The following is a 15,932-nucleotide window of genomic DNA, read 5'->3' as shown; positions in this document are numbered from 1 at the left end:
GGGGCTGGTGGCCTATCCGATAGCGGGGGAAATCAGGAGTTGGGCGAGACGTGGCAAAACGCATCCTTGTTGTCGAGGACAACGATCTCAACCGCAAATTGTTCTGCGATGTGCTGCGCGCCAAGGGCTACGAAGTGCTGGGCTGCGCGGATGGCAATTCGGTGATCGCCTCGGCGCACCAGTTCCGCCCCGATCTGGCGATCATGGACATCCAGCTGCCGCATGTCTCCGGCCTCGACCTGATCGCGCAGATGAAGGCCGACCCCAAGCTCACGCGTGTGCCCGTACTCGCGGTGACGGCCTACGCGGGCAAGGGCGACGAAGACCGGATCCGCGCCGCCGGGGCAGAGGATTACCTTGCCAAACCGGTCTCTATCGGCCCCTTCTCGGCCAAGGTTCTCGCGCTGATCGGCGAGTAACGCCGCTTCGCGAAAGCTTGACAAATCCGGGGTGAAAGCGCTTTGGCCGCGGCTTCCCCAATTATGCTTAGAGGATGCCCGCGATGGACCGTGCCGAGATCGACCGGCGAATCCGCGACCTGATCGAACCGTTCAACAAGAACGGGGTCACCATTACCGACGCGACCACCTTTCAGGGCGACCTCGAATTCGACAGCCTGACCGTGATGGATTTCGTCGCCGCGATCGAGGACGAGTTCGACATCATCATCTCGATGAACCAGCAGGCCGAGATCGAGACCTATGGCCAGCTGGTCGATGCCGTGAAGAAACTGGTCGACGCAGGGTGATCGCACGATGAGTGAAGGCATCAGCCAGCCGGACGCGCCCGTCGTGCGGGAAGGCCGCGCCAAGGGCGACCTTTTCGCCAAGTTCGATGATCTGATCGCGATGCGCGAGGGCCTGCTCGCCAGCGGGGTGGAAGATCCTTTCAACCTCGTGATGGAAAAGGTCCTCTCGCCCACCCGCGCGATCTGCAACGGGCGCGAGACGATCCTACTCGGCACCTACAACTACATGGGCATGACCTTCGATCCGGACGTGATCGAGGCGGGCAAGCAGGCGCTGGAAGAGTTCGGCAGCGGCACCACCGGCAGCCGCGTGCTCAATGGCACGTATCAGGGCCATAAGGAGTGTGAGGACGCGCTCAAGGAATTTTACGGAATGGACCACGCGATGGTCTTTTCCACCGGCTACCAAGCCAACCTCGGAATCATCTCCACCATGGCCGGCAAGGGCGATTACGTGGTGCTGGATATCGACAGCCACGCCTCGATCTACGATGGCTGCGCGATGGGCCGGGCCGAGATCGTGCCCTTCCGCCACAACGACATCGAAGCGCTCGAAAAGCGGCTGAAGCGCATTCCCGCCGAAGCGGGCAAACTGGTCGTGCTCGAAGGCGTGTATTCGATGCTTGGCGACGTCGCGCCGCTCAAGGAGATGGTCCGCGTTTCCAAGGAAGCGGGCGCGATGGTGCTGGTCGACGAAGCGCATTCGATGGGCTTCATCGGCGAACATGGCCGCGGGGTTGCCGAAGCGCAGGGCGTGCTGAACGATGTCGACTTCGTGATCGGCACTTTCTCGAAGAGCGTGGGCACGGTGGGCGGCTTCTGCGTCTCCAACCACCCCGATTTCGAGATCATGCGGCTGGTCTGCCGCCCCTACGTGTTCACCGCCAGCCTGCCGCCCAGCGTGGTCGCCACCGCCGCGACCAGCATCCGCAAACTGATGCACGGGTCGAACAAGCGCGCGCACCTGTGGGAGAATTCCCGCACGCTGCACAAGGGTTTGAAGGACCTCGGCTTCCAGCTCGGCACCGACGAGCCGCAGAGCGCGATCATCGCCGTCATCATGCCCGACCTGACCAGGGGCGCGCAGATGTGGGAGGCGCTGCTGAAGGAAGGGCTCTACGTCAATCTCGCCCGCCCGCCCGCAACGCCCGCCAACATGACGCTGCTGCGCTGCTCGCTGTGCGCGGAGCATAGCGAGGACGAGGTCACGACCATCCTCGGCATGTTCGAACGCGCGGGCAAGGCGACCGGGATCATCTGATAGGGGAAGGATAGCGGCGCATGGAGGGGCTGGTTTTCGGCTGGCGCAGCGCGATCCTCCTCGCCGCCCTCGTCCCGCTGCTGCCGATCGGCATCGGCCTCGTCACCACGCTGCGCAACCGCATCGCCAATCGCACGCTGACCGCGCTGCTGCTGGTGCTGGCGGGGATTGCGACGCCGTGGATGATCGGGTTCGCCGGCTTCTACGACCGCTGGCAGGGCCTCTCCTTCGTGCCCTTCTCGCTCCCGCTGGCGGTGCCGCCGCTGCTGTGGCTGTTCGCCCACGCGCTGACCCGCGGGCGCTGGCCGCCGAACGGCGCATGGCACCTCGCGCCCGCACTGGTGCAGGCGGCGGCGAAGGTGGCGCAGGTGTGGACCGGCTACCTGCCCGCGCTGGCCACCGCGCTCGACCTCGCGCTCCTGATCTCCGCCCTGTTTTATGGCTGGCGCTCGCTCGCGCTGCTGCGCGCGTTCCGCGCCTTCCTTGCGCAGGAGCGGTCGGACGACCGGCTCTACGCAGGGATATGGCTGAGCCGCGCGATCCTCGCGGTACTGGCGCTGATCGCGATCGCCTTCGCCTACAAGCTTGCCGGCCTGTTCATCCCGCTCGGCTACCGGGGCAACATGGGGCAATATGTCGCGGTCGCCTTCTTCGCGCTCTATCTCGGGATCGAGGGCTGGCGCCACGCGCGGCTCGATTATCCCACGCTGCCCGATGAGGCTCACGCACCGCCGCCACCGCCCGAGGCGCGGGACTGGCGCGCGCTGGGCGAGGAGGTCGCGCAGCGGATGCGCACCGAGGGCTGGGCGCGCGATCCGCAGCTCTCGCTCGACCGGCTGGCGCGCCACATGGGGCTCAACCGCGCCTACGTATCGCGCGCGCTCAACGAGGGGCTGGGCACGGGCTTTTCCGCCTTCGTTAACGGACTGCGGAGCGAGGAGGTGGCGCGCGCGCTCGAGGCGGGGAGCGAGGCGACGCTGCTCGACCTCGCGCTGGAGGCGGGCTTTGCCTCCAAGGCGACCTTCAACCGCGCCTTCGTGCAGCGCTACGGCATGTCGCCCTCGGCCTACCGGGCGCGGCTCGGATCGTAAAAACCTGCAGCGATTGACGCTTTGCAGCGCACCGCACGGCAGGGCGCGCCATGCCTGCCGCTTCCGACATCAGAGGAGCGGACATGGATCGACGGATGTTTCTGGGGGCGGGCACCGCGCTGGCCGCGTGCGCGGCGCTCCCGCTGCGCGCCGGGGCCGGCTCCACCTTTGCAACCGATATCGACGTGGTCCGCGCCGCCATCTCGATCCATCCGGGCGCGCTCCGCTATCTCAGCGAGGCGCAGCTCGCCAGTGCGCTCGACGAGCTGGAGCGCACCTACCTGCGCGCAGAGAGCCTTCCCGCGCGCTTCCTTGCGCTCTCGGGCGTTCTCGCGAAGCTGAAGTGCGGGCACACGCACTGCAATTTCTACAACCAGCCCGACGCGATCGCGGACGACCTGTTCGACCGGCGCACCCGGTTGCCCTTCCTGTTTCGCTGGATCGACAGGCAGATGGTCGTCACGCGCGACTTGTCGGGAAGCGGCCGCCTGCCACCGGGGACGATCGTCACTGGGATCGACGGGCGCACGCCCGCCGCGATCCTCGCCGCGCTGCTGCCGCTGGCGCGCGCCGACGGCGGCAACGATGCCAAGCGGGTCGCGCAGATGGAGGTGACTGGGGGCGAGCGCTTTCCCGCCTTCGACATCTTTCAGGGCCTGCTCTTCCCGCCGCAGAACGGGCTCTTCTCGGTGGCGTTCGCGCCTCCCGGCGGCGCGCCCGCGACCGCGCGCCTGCCCGCGCTCTCGCCCGAGGAACGGCTCGCCGCCGCGTCGCCCCTGCCCGACGACGGCACCCCGCTGTGGTCGCTGGCGCAGCGCGAGGACGGGATCGCGGTGCTGACCATGCCGAGCTGGGTTGTCTATCGCAGCAGATGGGACTGGCAGGGCTGGCTCGCCGAGCGCGCGCCCGCGCTCTACACCGCGCGCGGGCTGGTGATCGACATTCGCGGGAACGAGGGCGGGCTGAGCTGCGGCGACCCGATCCTCGCGCGGCTGGCGGGTGAGGACATCGTGCTCGACGAGTATCGCCAGCAGGTGCGCTTCCGCAGCTTCCCCGCGGCGCTCGATCCCTACGCCGTCACGCCCGTTCCGTCCTTCCGCACGCTGGGAGTCGGGGCGGTCCCGCTCGGCGACGGGTTCTACGGGCAGGATTCTGCGACGACGCCGGTGCCGCGGATTGCCGCGGTAAGCCCGCGCCTGACCACGCCTACCGTGATCCTCGTCGATGCGAGCAACAGCTCGGCGACCTTCCTTTTCGCCCTCCGCGCGAAAGAGCACGGGCTCGCCACGCTGGTCGGTGCGCAAACCGGCGGCAACCGCAGGGGGATCAACGCGGGTGCGGTCGCCTTCGTCACGCTGCCCGGCAGCGGGATCGAGTTCGACCTGCCGCTGGTCGGCTATTACCCCGCCTCGCCCCAGCCCGATCGCGGCGTGCTGCCCGAGATCGCGGTAGAGACGAGCGCGGCGGACATGGCCTCGGGCCGCGACCCGCAGATGGAGGCTGCGCTCGCGCAGCTGCGCTGATCAGCCACCATCGACCCCGTGGCGCACCGGCTTCACCGGGATGCGCAGGTAAGCGACGCCGTTGTCCTGCGCCTCTGGGAAGCGCCCGGCGCGGATATTGACCTGGACCGACGGGAGCAGCAGCCGCGGCACGGCAAGGTCGCTGTCGCGCGCCTCGCGCATGGCGACGAACTCGTCCTCGCTCACGCCGTCGTGGACGTGCACGCTGCTGCGCTTCTGCTCGCCCACGGTGGTTTCCCACGCGTAATCGTCGCGCCCCGGGGCCTTGTAGTCGTGGCACATGAACAGCCGGGTGTCCTCGGGCAGCGCCAGCAGGCGGCGGATCGAGTGGTAGAGCTGGTGCGCATCGCCGCCGGGGAAGTCCGCCCGCGCGGTGCCGAAATCGGGCATGAACAGCGTATCGCCCACGAACACCGCGTCGCCGATCTTGTACGCAATGTCGGCGGGCGTGTGGCCCGGCACATGCAGCACCTCGACGGTGAGCGAGCCGATCGCGAAGCTCTCTCCATCGGCGAACAGGTCGTCGAAATCGGACCCATCTGTCTTGAGGTCGTCCATCCCGAAGACCGGGCGGAAGATCTTCTGCACATCGCGAATATGCGCTCCGATCCCGATTCGCGCGCCAGTCTTCGCCTTGATGAAGGGTGCCGCGCTCAGATGGTCGGCATGGGCGTGGGTTTCGAGCACGCGCTCGATCGTCACGCCTTCCTCCTCGGCGGCGGCAAGGATCGCTTCGGCAGAGCGCACGTCCGCCTCGCCCGAGGCGAGATCGAAGTCGAGCACCGGGTCTATCACCGCGCCCTTCGCCGTGTCCGGGTCCCAGACCAGATAGCTGACCGTGTTGGTCGGTTCGTCGAAGAAGGCGCGAATGCGGGGGTTCGTCATGATGAGTCTCCGTCGGGCTTGCTGTTGACGCTTGACATATATTAGCGATGGCTTATTTAGCAAGTACTAATGGACAACGATACTCTTCTCGCCCCCGCAGACCTCGCCACGTTTGAGGCCAATGCATCTTCCGTTGCCGAGCTGCTCAAGGCGCTCGGCAACACGCGTCGCCTGATGGTGATGTGCAAGCTGGCCGAACATGGCGAGATGCGGGTGAATGCGCTCGCCGAGGAGGTCGGCCTATCGCAGTCCGCGCTCTCGCAGCACCTTGCGAAGATGCGGGCAGAGGGCCTGGTCGACTCCCGGCGCGAGGCGCAGACCGCCTGGTACCGCATCGCCGACCCGCGCTGCCGCACCCTGCTGGCGACCCTTCACGATCTTTATTGTCAGGAGTGACCCCCCATGACTTCTACCCCCAACACCCCCAAGACCGTCTCCCCCACCGAAGCACGGCGCATGATGGCCGAAGGCGCAAAACTGGTGGATATTCGCGGGACCGACGAGTTCGCCCGCGCCCGCGCTCAGGGTGCCGAGAATCGCCCGCTGGACCAGATCGAGCGGATCGATTGCGACGGCCCGATCGTGTTCATGTGCCGCTCCGGCATGCGGACTGGCAGCAATGCACAGCGGCTCGCCGCGTGCCATGATGGCGAGGCCTTTCTGCTCGAAGGCGGGCTGGAAGGCTGGCGCAAGGCCGACCTCCCGGTGGAGGAAGACCGCAGCCAGCCGATCGAGATCATGCGGCAGGTTCAGATCGCCGCGGGATCACTGGTCCTGCTGGGCGTGATCCTGGGCCTCACGGTCGCGCCGGGATGGTTCGCGCTGTCGGGCTTTGTCGGCGCGGGGCTGGTCTTCGCAGGCACCACCGGCTGGTGCGGGATGGCCTACCTGCTCGCGATCATGCCGTGGAACCGGCAGGCCGCAGCGGCCTGACGCGATCGATGGACCTGGCTCATATCCTCATCACGCTGCTTTCGGGCGGTGTCATCGGCTTCGTGCTGGGGCTGGTCGGCGGCGGGGGCTCGATCCTCGCCGTGCCACTGCTGGTCTATGCGGTGGGGATGAAGTCGCCGCACATGGCGATCGGCACCGCCGCGGTGGCGGTCGCGCTCAACGCACTGGTCGGGCTGGTCGGCCACGCGCGCGCAGGCAATGTCCGCTGGCAATGCGCGCTCAGCTTCGCGCTGGCCGGTTCGGCGGGTGCGGCGCTGGGTGCGGAGGCGGGCAAGGCCGTCGACGGAGAAAGCCTGCTCGGCCTGTTCGGCGGGCTGATGGTGGTGGTCGCGCTGCTGATGCTGCGCGGTCGCTCGGCAGCCGAGAACCCGCTGGTGCGGATGACGCGCGAGAATGCGAAATCCATGCTCTCGCGCATCCTTCCGATCGGGTTCGGCACCGGGCTGCTCGCCGGTTTCTTCGGGATCGGCGGCGGCTTCCTGATCGTGCCGGGGCTGGTCTTCGCGACCGCGATGCCGCTGTCGCTGGCGATCGGCAGCTCGCTGGTCGCGGTCAGCGCCTTCGGGATCACCACCGCCGGGTCCTACGCACTCTCTGGCATGGTCGACTGGACGATCGTCGCCTGGCTGGTCGCCGGGGGCATCGGCGGCAGCGTGCTGGGTCGCGGCACCGGGGCGAAGCTCGCCACGCACAAGCGCGCGCTGGAGATCGGATTTGCGGTGCTGGTCGCGGCGGTGGGCGTGTGGGTCATCGTCAAGTCGCTGGGTTGAGATAGCGCGGAACCGCTCGCCACGCCTTTCGTCTGTCAGGGCAGAAGGAGATTCTCTAATGGCGAATATCAGCACTGGCAGCGCAAAGTACGAAGGTTTCGGCAAGGACGGCAAGGGCCATGTCTCGACCGGGTCGGGCGCGCTCAAGGACCAGCCCTACGGCTTCAAGACCCGCTTCGAGGATGAGCCGGGCACCAACCCCGAAGAACTGATCGCAGCCGCGCATGCCAGCTGCTTCACGATGGCGCTGTCGTTCCAGCTGGCGGGCAAGGGCCACTCGGACGGCACGATCGAGACGACCTGCAAGGTCACGCTCGAAAAGGATGGCGAGGGCTTCAAGGTGAGCAAGTCGGCGCTGTCGGTGACCGGCGGCGGCGACGGGCTCGACCAGGCGACGTTCGAGGAATGCGCCAAGACCGCCAAGGAAAACTGCCCGCTGTCCAAGCTGCTCGACACCGAGATCACGCTGGAAACCACTTTTAACGGCTAACCGTCTTCCCCCGTGGGCGGGTCGGCGCTGAGCCATCCGCCCACACCCACCGCGAGCATCATGCCCACCAGCTGCGCGGCGATGAAGCCGGGCACGTCGACCGGCGCGATCCCGGCGAAGGTGTCGCTGAGCGAGCGGACCACGGTGATCGCGGGATTGGCGAAACTGGTCGAACTGGTGAACCAGTAGGCGGCAGTGATGTAGAGCGCGACGCTCGCCGGAACGGACCCGGGCAGACGCTTCAACGTGACGAGAATGGTGAGGACGAGGCCGAAGGTCGCGATCGCCTCGCCTGTCCATTGCCCCACGCCGGTGCGCGCCTTCGTCGAGAGCTGCAGGATCGGCAGGTCGAACATCAGGTGGACCGCCAGCGCGCCCAGCGCACCCGCCAGCAGCTGGACGAGGATATAGAGCAGCGCGATGCGCACCCGCGTCTCCCGGCGCAGCGCGAAGGCTATGCTAACCACGGGGTTGAAATGCGCGCCCGAGATCGGCCCCAGCATCGCGATCAGCACGTAGAGGATTGCCCCGGTGGCGATCGTGTTGGCGAGCAGCGCGACCGCCACGTTCCCGTCCATCAGGTTTTCCGCCGTCACGCCCGAGCCGAGCACGCCGGCGAACAGGAAGAAGCTGCCGATCGCCTCCGCGGCGAGGCGGCGTGACAGGGCGTGCTCTGCGGGCGGAGCGGCCTCGGCGACGGCGTTCACAGATCCTCGATGCTGTGGACCGCCGCACACGGATCGTTCGCGTCGCTCTCGTCACCATGGCCGACCTGCGTCAACACCAGCACCCCGCCGATCACCAGCGCGACGAACGCGGCGGTGACCCACGGAAGATACTTGTCGATGAAGACCTTGATCGGCGCGCCGAAGATGCGGAACAGCAGGCCCACGGTGAAGAAGATCATCCCGCGCCCGACCAGGCTGGCGAGGATGAAGGTGACGATGTTCATGCTCACGAACCCGGCAGAGATCGTCAGCAGCTTGAACGGCACCGGAGTCGATCCGGCGACCACGATCGCCTCCCAGTCGTATTCGCGCAGATAGCAGGCGGCGCGCGGGAAGCTGTCGGTCATCCCGATCACGCCGATCAGCCATTCGCCGACCAGATCGTACAGGCCCCAGCCGATGAAATAGCCGAACAGCCCGCCCACGACCGAGGCAAGCGTGGCGATCACGCCGAAGCGAATCGCCTTCTTCGGCTCGGCGAGGCACATCAGGCCCAGCAGCGGGTGCGGCGGGATGGGGAAGAAGCTGGCTTCGACGAAGCAGAAGAACGCGAGCCACCACTGCGCATGCGGATGCGCCGCCTTCTCCATCGTCCAATTGTACAGACCGCGCAGCATTGCCGCTCCCTCCCAGATTTCGCCAGCGCTTAGGCCAGCCGCCCACCCCGCGCAAGCGCGAGCGTAGATCGGTCAATTTACCAGATAGGTTATTTTAGCATTGACATCGTGACGCTATTTGGTTAGGGAGAAAGAACATCGCGATGGTGCGGGCACGGCGGGGGCCAATCGCTAAGTCAGACGCCAGCCCCCGGGATCATCATTTCATGCCGACCAATAGCAGCAGCGCATCCGCCCAGCGGGTGCGTCGCAAGAACGTGCGCATTACCGACACGCAGAAACGCGAAGGAGAGGAAGGCCCGATCAGCAAGCACTGGCGGACCTATTTCCTCCAGGCACTGGCCGCGACCTCCAGCGTCACCGCTTCGGCGAAGGCGGCGGGCATCTCGCCCAGCCGCGCCTACAAGACCCGGCGCGAAGATGCGGACTTCGCCGCCGCATGGCGTGCCGCGCTGTACGAAGGGTACGAACATCTGGAGATGGAGGCGCTCGCCTACCTGCGCGGCCACGATCCGGAGCGCAAGCTCGACATCGCCAACGCGATCCGCCTGCTCGCCGCGCACAGCGCCACGGTGGCGGAGGAACGTGCCCGCCGCAGCGGGCGGGACGAGGCGGCGGTGTTCGCCGCGCTCGACCGGAAGCTGGACGCGATCCGCACACGGCGCCTTCCCAAACCGGCGCCGGGTCACGCCGATGAACCATAGGCGGCTCAATGCGCTCGCCAACCTGTCGGACGCCGCGCTGGTCGACTGGTACGCCTCGCTGAGAGAGGACGAAGCCGACGCGCTCGGCCTTTACTGGCGTCTATGGGCGAGGCCCGAGCAACTGCCGCCGCCGGACGATTGGGACACTTGGCTGATCTGCGCCGGGCGGGGCTTCGGCAAGACGCGCGCCGGGGCCGAATGGGTGCGGGCGGTCGCGCGGAGCGACCCGGAGGCGCGGATCGCGCTGGTCGGTGCCTCTCTGGCCGAGGTACGCAGCGTGATGATCGAGGGCGAAAGCGGCATCCTCGCGGTGTGCGCGCCGAACAATGCGCCGCAATGGGAGCCGAGCCTGCGGCGGCTTTCGTGGGCGAGCGGCGCGCGCGGCTATTGCTACTCCGCCGCCGAGCCCGAGTCCTTGCGCGGTCCGCAGCACAGCCACGCGTGGTGCGACGAGATCGCCAAGTGGGACAATGCGGGCGAGCGGGCCACGGCGGCGTGGGACAACCTGCAGATGGGCCTGCGGCTGGGCGAGCACCCCCGCGTGGCTGCGACCACCACGCCGCGCGCCGTGCCGCTGGTCCGGCGACTGCTGGACGAGGCCGAAACCGGCGACGTCGCGGTGACGCGCGGGACGACCTGGGACAACGAGGGCAACCTCCCCACCCGCTTCGTCGACCGGATGCGCCGCCAGTTCGCCAGCACCACGCTGGGGCGGCAGGAACTGGACGGCGAACTGCTAACCGACATCGAAGGCGCGCTGTGGACCCGCGCCCTGCTGGAAATGTGCCGCATTCCTCCCCCTCCGCTTCAGGGGAGCGAGCGGGGCTGCCGTCCTGTCCCCCGGACAGGATCGGCGGGCGCCCCGCTGGGGGGTGGGATCTCCCACTTCACCCGCATCGTCATAGGCGTAGATCCCCCCGCCAGCGCCCACGGCGACGCTTGCGGCATCGTAGTCTGCGGCGTGGATGAGGAAGCGCTCGCCACCGTCCTCGCCGACGAAAGCGTCGAACACGCCTCGCCCGAAAAATGGGCACGCGCCGTCGCACGAGCCGCCGAGAAGTGGGAGGCCGACCGCGTGATCGCCGAAGCCAACCAGGGCGGCGCGATGGTCGAAAGCGTGCTGCGCGCAGCGGATGTGTCGCTGCCGGTCAAGCTGGTCCACGCCAGCCGAGGCAAGGTCGCCCGCGCCGAGCCGGTCGCCGCTTTGTACGAAGCGGGCCGCGTGCGCCACGCCGGGCTGTTCGCAAAGCTGGAGGACCAGCTATGCGGACTTACGATTGGTGGCGGCTACGAAGGCCCGGGCCGCTCCCCCGACCGCGCCGACGCGCTGGTCTGGGCGCTGACCGAGCTGATGCTGGGGCGCAGCGGGAGGCCCAGGGTGCGGGGAATGTGAGCCGCCGGGTCACCCCGGACTTGTTCCGGGGTGGTGCTTCTAAGGCGGCGAAAAACCTAGGTCGACGGCCAGATCGCGCCACTCGGAATTGCTCGCCTCGATCGTGTTGAACTTCCACTGGCGCGACCAGCGCTTGATCGTCTTCTCGCGCCGGATTGCGATCTCAATGTCATCGTGGCGCTCGAACCAGACGAGCGACTCGATACCGCGCCGTTTTGCATAGCCATCGAAGGTACCGCAGCGATGCTGATGGATCCGCGCCAGCAGGTCCGACGTGACGCCCGTATACAACGCACCGCGATAGCGGCTGGCGAGAATATATACGGTCGGTTCGAAGGTCCGCATCGGCAGGGAATGAAACAAGCACCACCCCGGAACAAGTCCGGGGCGACTGAACCGCGAACTCCCGTCTGGAGAACCCCCATGTCCTTCCTCACCTCCATCACCTCCGCCTTCAAGGGCGGGGGGAGCGCCCGTGTGCCTATTGCGCGCGGGTTCGCCTCGCCCTGGGCGAGCGCGCTGGAAAGCCACGCCCCGCCGTTCGACTACGCGACCAGCCTGCAGGCGGGCTACGCCTCCAACCCCGTCGCGCAGCGGGCGGTGCGGATCGTGGCCGAGGGGGTGGGTGCCGCGCCTGTCTCTACAGATGCGGACGACCTGCTCGCGCTGGTCACCGCGCCCAGCGCGGGCCAGTCGCTGGTCGAGACGATCGCGGCGCACCTGCTGCTGCACGGCAATGCCTTCATCCAGATCCTCAAGGACGCCAGCGGCAAGCCGGTCGAGCTGTTCGCCTTGCGGCCCGAGCGGGTCGCGATCCGGCCCGGACCGATCGGCTGGCCCGAGGCCTTCGCCTATCACCTCGGCGCGCAGACGCATGTGATCCCACTGGAGGACGAGGATGGGTGGCCCGAGCTGATCCACCTCAAGTGCCTCAACCCCGGCGACGATCACTATGGTGCGGGGGCCTTGAGCGCCGCCGCGCAGGCCATCGCGATCCACAACGCGGCGAGCCGCTGGAACCATGCGCTGCTGGAAAACGCCGCGCGGCCCTCTGGCGCGCTGGTCTACCAGCCGGGCGACGGACAGGGGCTGACGGCGGACCAGTTCGAGCGTTTGAAGGCAGAGCTTGCCCGCGCCTTCCAGGGTAATGGCAATGCCGGGCGGCCGATGCTGCTCGAAGGCGGGCTCAGCTGGCAGAGCATGGCGCTGAGCCCCGCAGACATGGACTTCGCCACGCTGAAAGCAGCGGCGGCGCGCGACATTGCGCTCGCCTTCGGGGTGCCGCCGATGCTGCTCGGCCTGCCGGGCGACAACACCTATTCGAACTATCGCGAGGCCAACCGCGCGCTGTGGCGCCTCACCCTGCTGCCGCTGGCGGACAAGATCTTCGGCGGGATCGCTGCCGGGATGGCGCCGTGGTTCTCCGATGCGCAGATCGCGGTCGATCTCGACCGGGTGCCCGCGCTGTCCGAAGACCGCGAGCGGCTGTGGAAGCAGGTGAGCGAGGCGGACTTCCTCACGCCAGAGGAACGCCGCGCAATGCTCGGCCTCGCCCCGCAGGAGAACGAGGCATGACCACCGAAGACATGCTCACCGCGCTGCTCTCGCAGGCGCGGGCCGAGGGCGCGGAGCTGGTCACGCTGCGCGCGATTGCCGAGGAAGCGGGCGAGCTGGGCGCGGCGCGCGCGCTCGCCCGGATCGGCCTGTCGGACGAAGCCGCCTCGGGCGATATCGACGAGCTGCGCGAACTGCTGCAGGCCTGGCGCGATGCCAAGGCAAGCGCGTGGAAGGCCGCGATCGAGTGGCTGGTGCGCGGCGTGTTCGCGGCGCTGCTGGTCGGGATCGCGGTGCGGCTCGGTGTCGCGGAGCTGGTCCGATGAGGATCGCCGGCTATGCCGCGCTGTTCGACGTGCCCGATGCCGCGCGCGACACCATCCGCCCCGGTGCCTTTGCCGCCACTCTCGCGCAAAGCCGCGATCCTCTGCCGCTGCTGTGGCAGCACGACCCGCGCCAGCGGATCGGCTGGGTCGAGCGGATCGGCGAGGATGCGCGCGGCCTGCGCGTGGTCGCCGCGATCGACCGGCCCGCCAGCCGCGCGGCTGCTCTGCTGGCGGCACGCGCAGTGTCCGGTCTCAGCTTCGGGTTCCGCGCAAAGTCGGCGCATAGCGGACCGCAGGGGCGCGAGCTGATCGCGCTCGACCTCATGGAAATCAGCCTCGTCACCCACCCGCTCCAGCATGGCGCGCGGGTGCATCTGGTCGCCTGACTTCCTCCGACCCCGTCACCCTCGTCTGCCCCACCCCAACCCCCTCCCCTGCAAGGAGAGGGGGCCTTTCCCGTGCCCAACGAAAGAGAGACTGCCATCATGGACATGCCCCTTCCCGACACCGCGCCCATTGCCCCGGCCGACCCGGACGCCACCGCGATCGACGCCAGCTTCGACATTGTCGCCCGGCAGGACCGGGTGGAACAGCAGGTCGAGGGCCTGCGCAGCGAAGTCGAAGAGGTGAAGCTGCGGGTCGACCGCATCGCCCAGGGCGCACAGCGTGCGGCGCAGCGCCCCGCGCTTGCCGCCAGTGCCGCCCAGACCGAGGTGAAGGGCTTCGTCGATGGCTATCTGCGGCGCGGCAATACGCATGAGATCAAGTCGATCTCCGGCACCAGCCCGAGCGATGGCGGCTATGCCGTGCCGCGCCAGATCGATGCGATGATCGCCCGCCAGCTGACCGAGATCAGCCCAATCCGCGCGCTGGCGCAGGTCGTCCAGACCGGCAGCGCGGGCTATCGCAAGCTGGTCGCCACCGGCGGCACGGCGAGCGGCTGGGCGGGCGAGACGGCCGTGCGGCCCGAGACCGACACGCCCAGCTTTGCCGAAATCGCCCCACCCAGCGGCGATCTCTACGCCAACCCGGCGGCGAGCCAGGCGATGCTCGACGATGCGGGCTTCGATCTGGAATCCTGGCTGTCGAGCGAGATCGCGATGGAGTTCGCCCGCGCCGAAGGGGCCGCGTTCGTGAACGGCTCCGGCACCAACCAGCCGCGCGGCTTCCTCAAGGCCCCCACCAGCACGCTGGGCGATGCGGCGCGCGCCTTCGGCAGTGTGCAATATGTCGGCACCGGCGATGCGACCGGCTTCGGCACCGATCCGGAAGAAAAGCTGATCGACCTCGTCCACACGATGAAGGCGGGCCACCGCCAGGGCGCGAGCTTCGTGATGAACTCGACCACGCTGGCCGAGGTGCGCAAGCTCAAGACCAGCGACGGCGCATTCCTGTGGCAGCCCGGCCTGATCGAGGGCCAGCCGGACCGGCTGCTGGGCTATCCGGTGGTCGAGGCGGAGGACATGCCGGACATTGCGGGCGGCGAATATCCGATCGCCTTCGGCAATTTCCGCCACGGCTATCTGATCGCCGAACGCAACGCGACGCAGGTGCTGCGCGATCCCTTCACCAACAAGCCCTTCGTCCACTTCTACGCGACCAAGCGGATCGGCGGGCAGGTGCTCGACAGCGCAGCGATCAAGCTGCTGCGGATCGAGGCCTGACGCCGGGCGGCGCGGGCGGGCCCTTCCCGCAACCGCGCCGCCGCGCCCGCGTCGGCTCCCCCATTCCCCCGGCCGGCGCGGGCGCCCTTTTCACGACGATCATTTCAGGAGACCGCCATGATACGCACGGTGCTGGCGACCGGCGATCTCGCGCCCGCGCTGGCCGAGCTCAAGCATTGGCTCGGCATCACCCGCCCGGCCGACGACGCGCAGCTGACCGGCCTGATCGGTGCCGCGATGGAGGCGTGCGAGCGGTTCACCGGCCTCACTCCGATCGCCTCGACCATCGAGGTGGTGCTGGAGGCGAGCCACGAATGGACGCGGCTTGCCAGCCGCCCGATCGCGCGCCTCACGAAGATCGAGCGGCTCGCCGATGACGGCACCCGCACCGCGCTGGGCGAGGAGGATTACGACCTCCACCTTTCAGGCGACGGCTCGGCGCAATTGCGGCTGCGCGCAGGCCCGTATCTCAGGCGCGTGGTGGTGACTTTGGAGGCGGGCCTCGCGCCGGACTGGCCCGGTCTGCCCGATGGCCTGCGCCACGGCATCCTGCGCTTCGCCGCCTTCCTCCACCGCGAGGGAGAGGCTGCGAGCGGCGAGCCACCCGCCGCGATCGCGGCGCTGTGGCGGCCCTGGCGCGTGCTGAGGCTGGCGTGATGGCCGGGATGATCCGCGTGCGGATGCCCGCGCTCGACCGGCTGGCCCATGCGCTGGAGCGGCGGGCCCTCAAGCGCCTCGAGAACCGCGCCCGAAAGCTGGGCGGCGATCCGTGGCGCTCGCCCGACCGGCTCTGGCCTCATTTCGGAGACGACTGATGGAAACCCGGCTGCGCGCCGCGCTGCTCGATCACCTGCGCGCCGATCCGGCGCTGATGGACGCGATCAATCTGGTCGCCGAGGCGGAGGTGGAGCGCGCCTCGCCCCCGTGGATCGCACTGGTCGCCTCCGCCTCGACCGACTGGGGCACAAAGACAGAGGCCGGGCGCGAGGTGCGCATCGCGCTCGAACTGCGGCTGCACGGCGACGATCCGGCGAGCGGCGGGGACATCGCCGCACGGGTCGATGCCCGCACGCTCGCCCTGCCTGTGCAGCAGTCCGGCTTCCGCGTGGTCAGCGCCGCCTTCCTGCGCGGCCGCGCCGAACGCCGCGCGAACAACGCCCGCGCGATCCTGCGCGAATACCGCTTCCGCCTGCTCGCTTCCGACTGATCCCGAAAGGACATCCC

At 68.4% G+C, this 15,932-nt stretch carries 22 protein-coding genes; 18 read left to right on the top strand and 4 right to left on the bottom strand.

Annotated elements, in window-relative coordinates; all coding sequences use genetic code 11:
- Positions 1-50: 50 nt before the first annotated feature.
- The 5 genes from KYN89_RS07180 (at position 51) to KYN89_RS07160 (ending at position 4,623) form a co-directional block, all read left to right on the top strand.
- Complete coding sequence (locus KYN89_RS07180; RefSeq protein ID WP_222824451.1) at positions 51-419, top strand: response regulator; 369 nt, start codon at positions 51-53, stop codon at positions 417-419.
- Between the two features lie 83 nt (positions 420-502).
- Complete coding sequence (locus KYN89_RS07175; protein WP_029140632.1) at positions 503-748, top strand: acyl carrier protein; 246 nt, start codon at positions 503-505, stop codon at positions 746-748.
- Between the two features lie 7 nt (positions 749-755).
- Positions 756-2,009, top strand: coding sequence for a serine palmitoyltransferase (gene spt / locus KYN89_RS07170; protein ID WP_222824450.1), 1,254 nt, complete (start codon positions 756-758; stop codon positions 2,007-2,009).
- Between the two features lie 20 nt (positions 2,010-2,029).
- Complete coding sequence (locus KYN89_RS07165; protein WP_222824449.1) at positions 2,030-3,100, top strand: helix-turn-helix domain-containing protein; 1,071 nt, start codon at positions 2,030-2,032, stop codon at positions 3,098-3,100.
- Positions 3,101-3,183: 83 nt separating this feature from the next.
- Complete coding sequence (locus KYN89_RS07160) at positions 3,184-4,623, top strand: S41 family peptidase (RefSeq protein ID WP_222824448.1); 1,440 nt, start codon at positions 3,184-3,186, stop codon at positions 4,621-4,623.
- Here KYN89_RS07160 and KYN89_RS07155 read toward each other — a convergent pair whose 3' ends face one another.
- The gene (locus tag KYN89_RS07155) at positions 4,624-5,508 is read right to left on the bottom strand and encodes an MBL fold metallo-hydrolase (protein ID WP_222824447.1); all 885 of its coding nucleotides are present in this window, start codon (positions 5,506-5,508) and stop codon (positions 4,624-4,626) included. It abuts the gene before it with no gap.
- Between the two features lie 69 nt (positions 5,509-5,577).
- Here KYN89_RS07155 and KYN89_RS07150 point away from each other — a divergent pair, with 69 nt between their 5' ends.
- The 4 genes from KYN89_RS07150 to KYN89_RS07135 are packed head-to-tail and all read left to right on the top strand — an operon-like array spanning position 5,578 to position 7,722.
- The gene (locus KYN89_RS07150; RefSeq protein ID WP_197634874.1) at positions 5,578-5,904 is read left to right on the top strand and encodes an ArsR/SmtB family transcription factor; all 327 of its coding nucleotides are present in this window, start codon (positions 5,578-5,580) and stop codon (positions 5,902-5,904) included.
- Between the two features lie 6 nt (positions 5,905-5,910).
- Entirely contained in the window at positions 5,911-6,441 is a 531-nt protein-coding gene (locus KYN89_RS07145) for a rhodanese family protein (protein ID WP_222824446.1), read from the top strand.
- Between the two features lie 8 nt (positions 6,442-6,449).
- A complete protein-coding gene (locus tag KYN89_RS07140; protein ID WP_222824445.1) occupies positions 6,450-7,232 on the top strand; it encodes a sulfite exporter TauE/SafE family protein in 783 nt (260 codons plus the stop codon).
- Positions 7,233-7,290: 58 nt separating this feature from the next.
- Positions 7,291-7,722: an OsmC family protein gene (locus KYN89_RS07135; RefSeq protein WP_115490792.1), complete on the top strand. Its 432-nt coding sequence runs from the start codon at positions 7,291-7,293 to the stop codon at positions 7,720-7,722.
- On the opposite strand, the gene KYN89_RS07130 is transcribed toward KYN89_RS07135, so the two are convergent.
- Together KYN89_RS07130 and KYN89_RS07125 are read right to left on the bottom strand one after the other, a co-directional pair.
- Positions 7,719-8,429 carry an aquaporin gene (locus KYN89_RS07130; RefSeq protein WP_429699541.1) on the bottom strand — a complete coding sequence of 237 codons (711 nt, stop codon included), beginning with the start codon at positions 8,427-8,429 and terminating at the stop codon, positions 7,719-7,721. The two genes, KYN89_RS07135 and KYN89_RS07130, sit on opposite strands and share 4 nt — an antisense overlap.
- Entirely contained in the window at positions 8,426-9,067 is a 642-nt protein-coding gene (locus KYN89_RS07125; RefSeq protein ID WP_222824444.1) for a YqaA family protein, read from the bottom strand. The genes KYN89_RS07130 and KYN89_RS07125 overlap by 4 nt, the downstream gene beginning before the upstream one ends.
- Before the next feature lie 206 nt (positions 9,068-9,273).
- Here KYN89_RS07125 and KYN89_RS07120 point away from each other — a divergent pair, with 206 nt between their 5' ends.
- Together KYN89_RS07120 and KYN89_RS07115 are read left to right on the top strand one after the other, a co-directional pair.
- Entirely contained in the window at positions 9,274-9,771 is a 498-nt protein-coding gene (locus tag KYN89_RS07120; protein ID WP_222824443.1) for a hypothetical protein, read from the top strand.
- Positions 9,761-11,164, top strand: coding sequence for a DNA-packaging protein (locus KYN89_RS07115; protein ID WP_222824442.1), 1,404 nt, complete (start codon positions 9,761-9,763; stop codon positions 11,162-11,164). Before KYN89_RS07120 ends, KYN89_RS07115 begins: the two co-directional genes overlap by 11 nt.
- Positions 11,165-11,203: 39 nt before the next feature.
- On the opposite strand, the gene KYN89_RS07110 is transcribed toward KYN89_RS07115, so the two are convergent.
- Positions 11,204-11,509 carry a GIY-YIG nuclease family protein gene (locus tag KYN89_RS07110; RefSeq protein ID WP_222824441.1) on the bottom strand — a complete coding sequence of 102 codons (306 nt, stop codon included), beginning with the start codon at positions 11,507-11,509 and terminating at the stop codon, positions 11,204-11,206.
- 78 nt (positions 11,510-11,587) lie between these two features.
- Here KYN89_RS07110 and KYN89_RS07105 point away from each other — a divergent pair, with 78 nt between their 5' ends.
- The 7 genes from KYN89_RS07105 to gp17 all read left to right on the top strand — a co-directional run bounded on the left by KYN89_RS07105 (position 11,588) and on the right by gp17 (position 15,915).
- Positions 11,588-12,739, top strand: coding sequence for a phage portal protein (locus tag KYN89_RS07105; RefSeq protein ID WP_222824440.1), 1,152 nt, complete (start codon positions 11,588-11,590; stop codon positions 12,737-12,739).
- Positions 12,736-13,044, top strand: a complete 309-nt coding sequence (locus KYN89_RS07100) for a DUF6127 family protein (RefSeq protein ID WP_010239774.1) — start codon at positions 12,736-12,738, stop codon at positions 13,042-13,044. Before KYN89_RS07105 ends, KYN89_RS07100 begins: the two co-directional genes overlap by 4 nt.
- Positions 13,041-13,430, top strand: coding sequence for an HK97 family phage prohead protease (locus tag KYN89_RS07095; RefSeq protein WP_222824439.1), 390 nt, complete (start codon positions 13,041-13,043; stop codon positions 13,428-13,430). Before KYN89_RS07100 ends, KYN89_RS07095 begins: the two co-directional genes overlap by 4 nt.
- Positions 13,431-13,535: 105 nt before the next feature.
- A complete protein-coding gene (locus tag KYN89_RS07090) occupies positions 13,536-14,708 on the top strand; it encodes a phage major capsid protein (RefSeq protein ID WP_222824894.1) in 1,173 nt (390 codons plus the stop codon).
- A 117-nt stretch (positions 14,709-14,825) separates the two neighbouring features.
- Complete coding sequence (locus KYN89_RS07085) at positions 14,826-15,365, top strand: head-tail connector protein (protein ID WP_222824438.1); 540 nt, start codon at positions 14,826-14,828, stop codon at positions 15,363-15,365.
- Positions 15,365-15,523, top strand: a complete 159-nt coding sequence (locus KYN89_RS07080; RefSeq protein WP_226664385.1) for a hypothetical protein — start codon at positions 15,365-15,367, stop codon at positions 15,521-15,523. Before KYN89_RS07085 ends, KYN89_RS07080 begins: the two co-directional genes overlap by 1 nt.
- Positions 15,523-15,915 (top strand): tail completion protein gp17, encoded by a 393-nt coding sequence (gp17, locus tag KYN89_RS07075; RefSeq protein WP_222824436.1) that lies wholly within the window; start codon positions 15,523-15,525, stop codon positions 15,913-15,915. The genes KYN89_RS07080 and gp17 overlap by 1 nt, the downstream gene beginning before the upstream one ends.
- Positions 15,916-15,932 lie beyond the last annotated feature (17 nt).

It is taken from the genome of Alteriqipengyuania abyssalis (genome assembly GCF_019857185.1).
GTDB lineage: Bacteria > Pseudomonadota > Alphaproteobacteria > Sphingomonadales > Sphingomonadaceae > Alteriqipengyuania > Alteriqipengyuania abyssalis.
This window is presented reverse-complemented; position numbering and strand designations above follow the sequence as displayed.

What these genes read in the sequence shown, in the direction of transcription:
- KYN89_RS07110 (WP_222824441.1), bottom strand. Translation starts at nt 11,509, where the DNA reads ATGCGGACCTTCGAACCGACCGTATATATTCTCGCCAGCCGCTATCGC.
- KYN89_RS07150 (WP_197634874.1), top strand. Translation starts at nt 5,578, where the DNA reads ATGGACAACGATACTCTTCTCGCCCCCGCAGACCTCGCCACGTTTGAG.
- KYN89_RS07145 (WP_222824446.1), top strand. Translation starts at nt 5,911, where the DNA reads ATGACTTCTACCCCCAACACCCCCAAGACCGTCTCCCCCACCGAAGCA.
- KYN89_RS07160 (WP_222824448.1), top strand. Translation starts at nt 3,184, where the DNA reads ATGGATCGACGGATGTTTCTGGGGGCGGGCACCGCGCTGGCCGCGTGC.
- KYN89_RS07105 (WP_222824440.1), top strand. Translation starts at nt 11,588, where the DNA reads ATGTCCTTCCTCACCTCCATCACCTCCGCCTTCAAGGGCGGGGGGAGC.
- KYN89_RS07100 (WP_010239774.1), top strand. Translation starts at nt 12,736, where the DNA reads ATGACCACCGAAGACATGCTCACCGCGCTGCTCTCGCAGGCGCGGGCC.
- KYN89_RS07165 (WP_222824449.1), top strand. Translation starts at nt 2,030, where the DNA reads ATGGAGGGGCTGGTTTTCGGCTGGCGCAGCGCGATCCTCCTCGCCGCC.
- KYN89_RS07080 (WP_226664385.1), top strand. Translation starts at nt 15,365, where the DNA reads ATGGCCGGGATGATCCGCGTGCGGATGCCCGCGCTCGACCGGCTGGCC.
- KYN89_RS07120 (WP_222824443.1), top strand. Translation starts at nt 9,274, where the DNA reads ATGCCGACCAATAGCAGCAGCGCATCCGCCCAGCGGGTGCGTCGCAAG.
- KYN89_RS07140 (WP_222824445.1), top strand. Translation starts at nt 6,450, where the DNA reads ATGGACCTGGCTCATATCCTCATCACGCTGCTTTCGGGCGGTGTCATC.
- KYN89_RS07155 (WP_222824447.1), bottom strand. Translation starts at nt 5,508, where the DNA reads ATGACGAACCCCCGCATTCGCGCCTTCTTCGACGAACCGACCAACACG.
- spt (WP_222824450.1), top strand. Translation starts at nt 756, where the DNA reads ATGAGTGAAGGCATCAGCCAGCCGGACGCGCCCGTCGTGCGGGAAGGC.
- KYN89_RS07115 (WP_222824442.1), top strand. Translation starts at nt 9,761, where the DNA reads ATGAACCATAGGCGGCTCAATGCGCTCGCCAACCTGTCGGACGCCGCG.
- KYN89_RS07175 (WP_029140632.1), top strand. Translation starts at nt 503, where the DNA reads ATGGACCGTGCCGAGATCGACCGGCGAATCCGCGACCTGATCGAACCG.
- KYN89_RS07095 (WP_222824439.1), top strand. Translation starts at nt 13,041, where the DNA reads ATGAGGATCGCCGGCTATGCCGCGCTGTTCGACGTGCCCGATGCCGCG.
- gp17 (WP_222824436.1), top strand. Translation starts at nt 15,523, where the DNA reads ATGGAAACCCGGCTGCGCGCCGCGCTGCTCGATCACCTGCGCGCCGAT.
- KYN89_RS07125 (WP_222824444.1), bottom strand. Translation starts at nt 9,067, where the DNA reads ATGCTGCGCGGTCTGTACAATTGGACGATGGAGAAGGCGGCGCATCCG.
- KYN89_RS07135 (WP_115490792.1), top strand. Translation starts at nt 7,291, where the DNA reads ATGGCGAATATCAGCACTGGCAGCGCAAAGTACGAAGGTTTCGGCAAG.
- KYN89_RS07085 (WP_222824438.1), top strand. Translation starts at nt 14,826, where the DNA reads ATGATACGCACGGTGCTGGCGACCGGCGATCTCGCGCCCGCGCTGGCC.
- KYN89_RS07090 (WP_222824894.1), top strand. Translation starts at nt 13,536, where the DNA reads ATGCCCCTTCCCGACACCGCGCCCATTGCCCCGGCCGACCCGGACGCC.